This is a genomic window from Leisingera sp. JC1 (genome assembly GCF_001679925.1).
GTDB lineage: Bacteria > Pseudomonadota > Alphaproteobacteria > Rhodobacterales > Rhodobacteraceae > Leisingera.
The window spans coordinates 1-6,372 of sequence record NZ_LYUZ01000155.1 but is presented as its reverse complement, the minus strand read 5'-3'; the positions used below and the strand labels follow the sequence as shown (position 1 = coordinate 6,372).

Annotated in this window: 6 protein-coding genes; 1 reads left to right on the top strand and 5 read right to left on the bottom strand. The window is 62.7% G+C overall.

The window, feature by feature from the left end; translation table 11 throughout:
- From A9D60_RS24310 to mgtE, 5 genes are all read right to left on the bottom strand, one after another.
- Positions 1–177: transposase (locus A9D60_RS24310; protein WP_175393034.1), on the bottom strand; the 177-nt coding region annotated here is incomplete at its 3' end.
- A gap of 181 nt (positions 178–358) precedes the next feature.
- Entirely contained in the window at positions 359–2,137 is a 1,779-nt protein-coding gene (locus A9D60_RS24305) for an SLC13 family permease (RefSeq protein ID WP_065269971.1), read from the bottom strand.
- A 209-nt stretch (positions 2,138–2,346) separates the two neighbouring features.
- A complete protein-coding gene (locus A9D60_RS24300) occupies positions 2,347–3,159 on the bottom strand; it encodes a TIGR00282 family metallophosphoesterase (RefSeq protein ID WP_065269970.1) in 813 nt (270 codons plus the stop codon).
- A 116-nt stretch (positions 3,160–3,275) separates the two neighbouring features.
- Positions 3,276–3,839, bottom strand: coding sequence for a 5-formyltetrahydrofolate cyclo-ligase (locus tag A9D60_RS24295; protein ID WP_065269969.1), 564 nt, complete (start codon positions 3,837–3,839; stop codon positions 3,276–3,278).
- 9 nt (positions 3,840–3,848) lie between these two features.
- On the bottom strand, positions 3,849–5,237 hold the full coding sequence (gene mgtE, locus A9D60_RS24290; RefSeq protein WP_065269968.1) for a magnesium transporter: 1,389 nt from the start codon (positions 5,235–5,237) through the stop codon (positions 3,849–3,851).
- Between the two features lie 143 nt (positions 5,238–5,380).
- Between mgtE and guaD the strand changes: the two genes are divergently transcribed.
- Positions 5,381–6,372 (top strand): guanine deaminase (guaD, locus tag A9D60_RS24285; RefSeq protein ID WP_065269967.1); only part of this gene is annotated, 992 nt, incomplete at its 3' end.

Below are 6,372 nucleotides of genomic sequence, written 5' to 3'. Positions count from 1 at the left end.
GCAGAACTGGATCGCCGCATTCGAGAACACCGGCGGGCGCCCAGGGCGGCCCTCATGCGGCGCGTACCAGGCCATCTCCTTGTCCAGCCAGATCAGCAAAGACCCGCGCTTGCGGAGCGCAGCGTTGTAGGCGGACCAGTTCGTCGTGCGGTAGCGGGCGGGCTTGGGCTTGCTCATGACATCCGTCTAACCCCATGGATTCGTGTTGTGAATCCTCCAACGAGAGAGTTCTGCAACAATGCCGTCCTGGACCTTATGAAGACACTGCTGCTCTCCATATGGGCAATAGTTTAACAGTTTCATGTAACCGGGGTCACAGAAGGCGGAATTTCGCCGCCTTTTGCAGGTTTCGGCGGGCTCAGAGCGGCCAGAAAAACGGTATAATCAGCGAGGCCACCATCCCGACGGTCAGGTTCAGCGGGATACCGACGCGCAGGAAATCGGTGAACTTGTAGCCGCCGGGGCCGTAGACCAGCGTGTTGGTCTGATAACCGATCGGGGTCGCAAAGGACGCCGAGGCCGCCACCATCACTGCCACCACCAGAGGGCGCGGATCCACCCCCATCGCCTGCGCGAGACCGATGGCAATGGGTGTCACCACCACGGCAACCGCATTGTTGGACACCAGTTCCGTCAGCACCGAAGTCAGGAGGTAGACCGCCCAGACCAGCAGGAACGGCGGCAGCATTGACAAGCCTGGCGCGATGGCGTTGACAATCAGGGCCACCGCGCCGGAGCTTTCAAGCGCGGCGCCGATGGCCAGCATCGAGAAGATCAGCGCCAGCAGACGCCCGTCGACAAAGGAAAACGCCTCATCCGCGTCAATACAGCGGGTGATAAAGACCAGTGACACCATCAGCAGCGACAGCATCAGGATCGGTGCGACGCCAAAGGCGGCCAACAGCACGATGCCCAAGAGCGCAACAACGGCGATTGGCGCGTGGCTGCGGCGGTAGGCGCGCTGGGTCGGCTGCGAGACATCGGCCAGATCCATATCGGCAGCCAGACGCTGGATGTCGGCGGGCGCGCCCTCCAGCAGAAGGGTATCGCCGATCCGCACCACCAGATCGTCCAGCTGAACGCCAATGTTCTGATTCCGCCGGTGCACCGCCAGCGTATAGACACCGTAGCGGCGGCGCAGGCGCAGGGCGCCGAGGCTGCGGCCCACCATGCGGCAGCCGGGGGTGATCAGAACTTCAACGGTTTGGGTTTCAATGGCGGAGACCTGGTCGACCCGCTTCAGCTCCTTGTTGGACTGCAAGCTCAGCAGCTCTGTCATCCGGGTCCGCAGCACCACGCGGTCGCCGACCTGCAGCTCCACGCCCTTGAGGTTGCGGCGCAGCGAGGCGTCGCCACGGATCACGTCGATGAGCCGCACGCCGGGGCGCTTGAACAGCTGCACACCGGTGACTTCGCGGCCAATGAGGTTGCTTTCCGGCGGAATCACGGCCTCGGTGAAGAATTTCATCTTCGACTTGTCACTCAGCAGCTCCGCCATGCTGTCGCGGGCAGGCAGCAAACGCGGTGCAATGAAGCGCAGGTAAACCATGCCGTAGGCAACGAGGATCAGTCCCAGCGGGGTGACCTCGAAAATGGTGAAGGGCTTCAGCCCCTGCGCCCGGGCCACACCATCCACAAGCAGGTTGGTCGAGGTCCCGATCAGCGTCAGGGTGCCGCCCAGGATCGCCGCATAGCTGAGCGGGATCAGCATCTTGGAGGCGGAGACGTTGAGGGTGCGGGCAATCTGGATGAAGACCGGGATCATCACCACTACCACCGGCGTGTTGGACACCACGGCAGAGGCGGTAACGACAAACGCCATCAGCAGGGCGACGGCCAGTTTCGGGTTTACCTCTGCCTGTTTCTTGGCGATCTGGGTGAAGGCATCCAGCGCGCCGGTGCGCACCAGGGCCCCCATGATGATGAACATCGCGGCAATGGTCCAGGGCGCCGGGTTGGACAGGACCGGCAGCGCCTCGCTATAGGGCAGAACGCCGGTGGCCAGCATTGCCGCCACGCCGGTAAGCGCCACCACTTCCGTCGGATAGGTTTCCCGCAGGAACGCAACGAACATCGCCAGGACAATCGCGAGCGCCAGAAACGCGCTGCCGGTGTCGCCAAATTGGAAGTACTGCATTTACCGTGACTTTGCCCATTTTGTTCAAGGCAGACTGCGCCCGCAAGCGCACCGCCATCGCGCAGTTTCCCCGAAACCAGAAGCCTGAGCAAGAATTTCCGCAATTGCAGCCGCTTAACCGCCCGCATTCGGGATATATTACGGCAAACCCGCCGCCTCTGCAGCAATTCCTCCCGGCCGGCGGCGGTTCCAGGGGTAAAACGCGCGGCCTATGGGGCAGCTTCCTGCAACAGACCGCCGTTGCGCACCATGCGAATCTGCTTGGCGGCTCCCGTGCGGTCATCGGTTTCGACGAACACGCCGGACAGGGTCGCCTCGCCGTTTGCCGGGGTGAAGCGGGCCTTGGGCATGCCGGTCAGGAAGCGGCGCATCGGTTCGGCCTTGTCCATGCCGATAACCGAATTGTAGTCGCCGCACATGCCCGCGTCGGTCAAATAGCCGGTGCCTTCAGAGAGGATTTGCGCATCTGCCGTGGGCACATGGGTATGGGTGCCTACCACCAGCGAGGCTCGGCCATTGCAGAAGTGGCCCATCGCCATCTTCTCGGAAGTCGCCTCGCAATGCATGTCGACAATGACCGCCTGTGCCAGCCCGCCGCGGGGATGCGACTTCAGCACCGCCTCCACTGCGCCGAAGGGGTCGTCGAAGGCGCGTTTCATGAACACCTGCCCCAGCGCCTGCACCACCAGCACCTTGCGTCCGCCCGGCGCGTTGAAGAGCCTGTAGCCGCGGCCCGGTGCGCCCTTGGCAAAGTTCAGGGGGCGGATGACGCGCTGCTCCTTCTCGATGAACTGAAGCATGTCCTTCTGGTCAAATGCATGATCGCCAAGGGTCAAGCAGTCGACACCGGCATCCAGCAGCAGCTTTGCGTGCTCACCGCTCAGCCCCATGCCGTTGGAAGCGTTTTCGCCGTTCACCACGACAAAATCGAGCCGCCACTCGTCACGCAGCCGCGGCAGGGTTTCGGTGATGGCACGGCGCCCGGCGCGGCCCATCACATCGCCTAGAAACAGAATTCGCATTGGGGCGTGGTACCCGCAGGCGCGCGGCAGGACAAGACCCGCAACAGGCGCACAAAACTTTTCCAAAAAGTTTTGCCAAGGTTTTTTCTGAAAAATCTTGGTGCGGAATGCGGGCGTCAGCGGGTGAACTGCAGAATGCGGCTTTCGGTGACGATCATGTCGAGCGGCTGGTCGGTGGGTTCCAGCGGCAGGTCCTCTGCCTCCTGCGCATCAAAGGCAAAGCCGATAGCCAGGGTGGCCCTCTTACCGCGCAGCAGTTCCAGCGTGCGGTCGTAAAAACCGCCGCCATAGCCCAGCCGCCCTCCATTGGCGTCAAAGGCAACCAGCGGCACCACTAGAATCTCCGGCTCAAAGAAGTCATCGACCTCAGGCACCATTGCACCGAAAGGGCCGTCTCGCAGCGCGCCTTCGGGCTGCCAGCGGCTGAATTTCAAGGGCTGCCCCGCCCCCATGATCACCGGCACGCCGACGGGGCCGTGCGCCGCGGCCTCCGCCATCGCAGGCACCGGGTCGATCTCAGTACGGATTGGCAGAAACCCCGACAGCGGCACGCCGCGATAGCCGGCCAGCACTTCCGACAGGTGGCCTGCCGCGCCGGGAATGTTGCGGGCATGCGCCTCTTTTCGGCGGGCAAAGGCGGCTTTGCGGGCGGCGGCCTTGATTTCGGTCAGATCCGTCATGGCGGTCTCCTAAAGCAGTAGAACGGCCGCAAGGCCCAGGAAGGCGAAAAAGCCCACCACATCAGTCACGGTGGTCACAAAGGCGCCAGAGGCCAGCGCCGGGTCAATTCCGGTTTTCTCCAATAGAACCGGGATCACCGTGCCCGCCAGCCCCGCCACGACCAGATTGACCACCATAGCGACGGCAATCACCACGCCCAGCATCGGCGAGCCGAACCAGGCCAGCCCCACCAGCCCCATGACGATGGCAAAGATCACGCCATTGACCAGCCCCACCAGCACTTCCCGCCGGATCACCCGCCAGACATTGGAGCCGGTAAGGTCGCGGGTGGCAATGGCGCGCACCGCAACCGTAAGCGACTGGGTGCCTGCATTGCCGCCCATGGAGGCAACAATCGGCATCAGCACGGCCAGCGCCACGATCTGGGCAATCGCCGCCTCGAACTGGGCAATCACCAGCGAGGCCAGCACCGCCGTCACCAGGTTCACCGCAAGCCAGGGGAAGCGGCGCTTGGTGGTCTCGATCACCCGGTCGGCGAGCGAGCTTTCCTCGCCAACACCGGCGAGGCGGAGGATGTCTTCCTCGTGCTCCTCGTCCAGCACGATCATCGCGTCGTCGATGGTGATCACACCGACCAGCCGCCCCTCGTCATCGACCACCGGGGCGGAGATCAGGTGGTACTGGTTGAAGGCATAGGCCACGTCTTCCTCGTCTTGATCGGCAGGAATAACCTGAAAGGTCTCCTCGACCAGGCTGGTCAGCGGCACATGGCGCTTCGCGGCCATGATCCGGCCCAGGGTGACATTGCCGATCGGATGCAGGCGCGGGTCGACCAGAACCACATGATAAAACTGGTCCGGCAAGTCTTCGGAGTTGCGCATGAAATCAATGGCCTGACCGACATTCCAGTGCTCAGGCGCCATCACCACTTCGCGCTGCATCAGGCGGCCGGCGGAGTTTTCCGGATAGCTCATCGACTGTTCGACTGCGACCCTGTCGGCGTCTTCCAGCGCGTCGAGGATGGCTTCCTGCTGCGGCACCTCCAGGTCTTCCAGCAGGTCGACAACGTCATCGCTGTCCAGTTCCCGCACCGCATCCGCCAGAACCATCGGGTTCAGGATCGAGATCACCTCTTCGCGGATGCTCTCGTCCAGTTCCGACAGGATCTCACCGTCGAATTCCCGGTCATAAAGCCGGATCAGGCTGATCCGGTCATCGGAATCGATCTGTTCCAGAAGGTCGGCGATGTCGGCTGCGTGCAGGTCTTCCAGCAGCTCTGTCAGGGTTTGCTGATCGCCCTGCTCCACCGCCTCCAGAACCTGCGCGACCATCTTGCGGTCGAGGTCATAGGCATCTTCCTGAGACTGGTCGCCGGTGATGTTGTCGCCGCTGCTCATCTGATGCCCCCCGGAATTTCTTGGTCTTTGCGTGCAAAATAGAAGAGGCCGCCACCGGAAAACAATGGCGATGCTGCAATTTACCCGCGCCCTTCCGGCGGGTATCCTGCGCAGAACCATTTTGCAAGGAAAGGGTTCAGCGCATGGGCAACGGTTACATCCTGAAGGGGCAGGTTCTTGCCTTTTCCGCGTCTCCTTTTGCCGGGGAGCGCCCGCAGGACGCGGCCCGGATTCTGGACGCGGTGGCGGTGCAGGACGGGCGGATTGCCGGTGCCGGAACGCTGGCGGAGATGCAGGTGCTGCTGCCCGAGGCGGAGACCGTGGATCACTCCGGCAAGCTGATCATGGCGGGGTTCGTCGATGCCCATGTGCACTACCCGCAGACCGCGATCATCGCCAGCTGGGGCAAGCGGCTGATCGACTGGCTGAACAGCTATACCTTTCCAGAAGAGATGCGGTTCGGCGACCGCGGCTATGCAGACGAAATCGCAAGCCGCTATTTGGATCTGACCGCGGCCCATGGCACCACGACGGTCTGCAGCTACTGCACCATTCACCCGGAAAGCGTGGATGCGTTTTTCTCCGCCGCTAAGGTGCGCGGGCAGCGGGTGGCGGCTGGTAAAACCTGCATGGACCGCAACGCGCCGGAGGGGCTGCGGGACACCGCGCAATCGGCCTATGATGACTCGGAGGCGCTGATTGCGCGCTGGCACGGCGTGGACCGGCTGGAATATGCGATTACACCGCGGTTCTCCCCCACCTCAACTCCGGAACAACTGGAGGCAATGGGTGCGCTGTGGGCCAAGCACCCGGAATGCTTGATGCAGACGCATCTGAGCGAACAGACGGATGAGATCGAATGGGTGAAATCGCTGTTCCCGCAGGCCCGCGATTACCTGGACACCTATGAGGAATTTGGCCTTCTCGGTGCCAAAGGGCTGTACGGCCATGCCATCCACCTGGAGGAGCGCGAGCGGCACCGGCTGCGGGATTACGGCGCAGCGCTGATCCATTGCCCGACATCCAATACCTTCATTGGCTCCGGCCTGTTCGACATGGCAGGGCTGATGGCGGAAGGGCATCGGATCGGCCTTGCAACTGACACCGGCGGCGGTTCCAGCTTTTCGATTTTTTT

What these genes read in the sequence shown, in the direction of transcription:
- A9D60_RS24305 (WP_065269971.1), bottom strand. Translation starts at nt 2,137, where the DNA reads ATGCAGTACTTCCAATTTGGCGACACCGGCAGCGCGTTTCTGGCGCTC.
- A9D60_RS24300 (WP_065269970.1), bottom strand. Translation starts at nt 3,159, where the DNA reads ATGCGAATTCTGTTTCTAGGCGATGTGATGGGCCGCGCCGGGCGCCGT.
- A9D60_RS24295 (WP_065269969.1), bottom strand. Translation starts at nt 3,839, where the DNA reads ATGACGGATCTGACCGAAATCAAGGCCGCCGCCCGCAAAGCCGCCTTT.
- mgtE (WP_065269968.1), bottom strand. Translation starts at nt 5,237, where the DNA reads ATGAGCAGCGGCGACAACATCACCGGCGACCAGTCTCAGGAAGATGCC.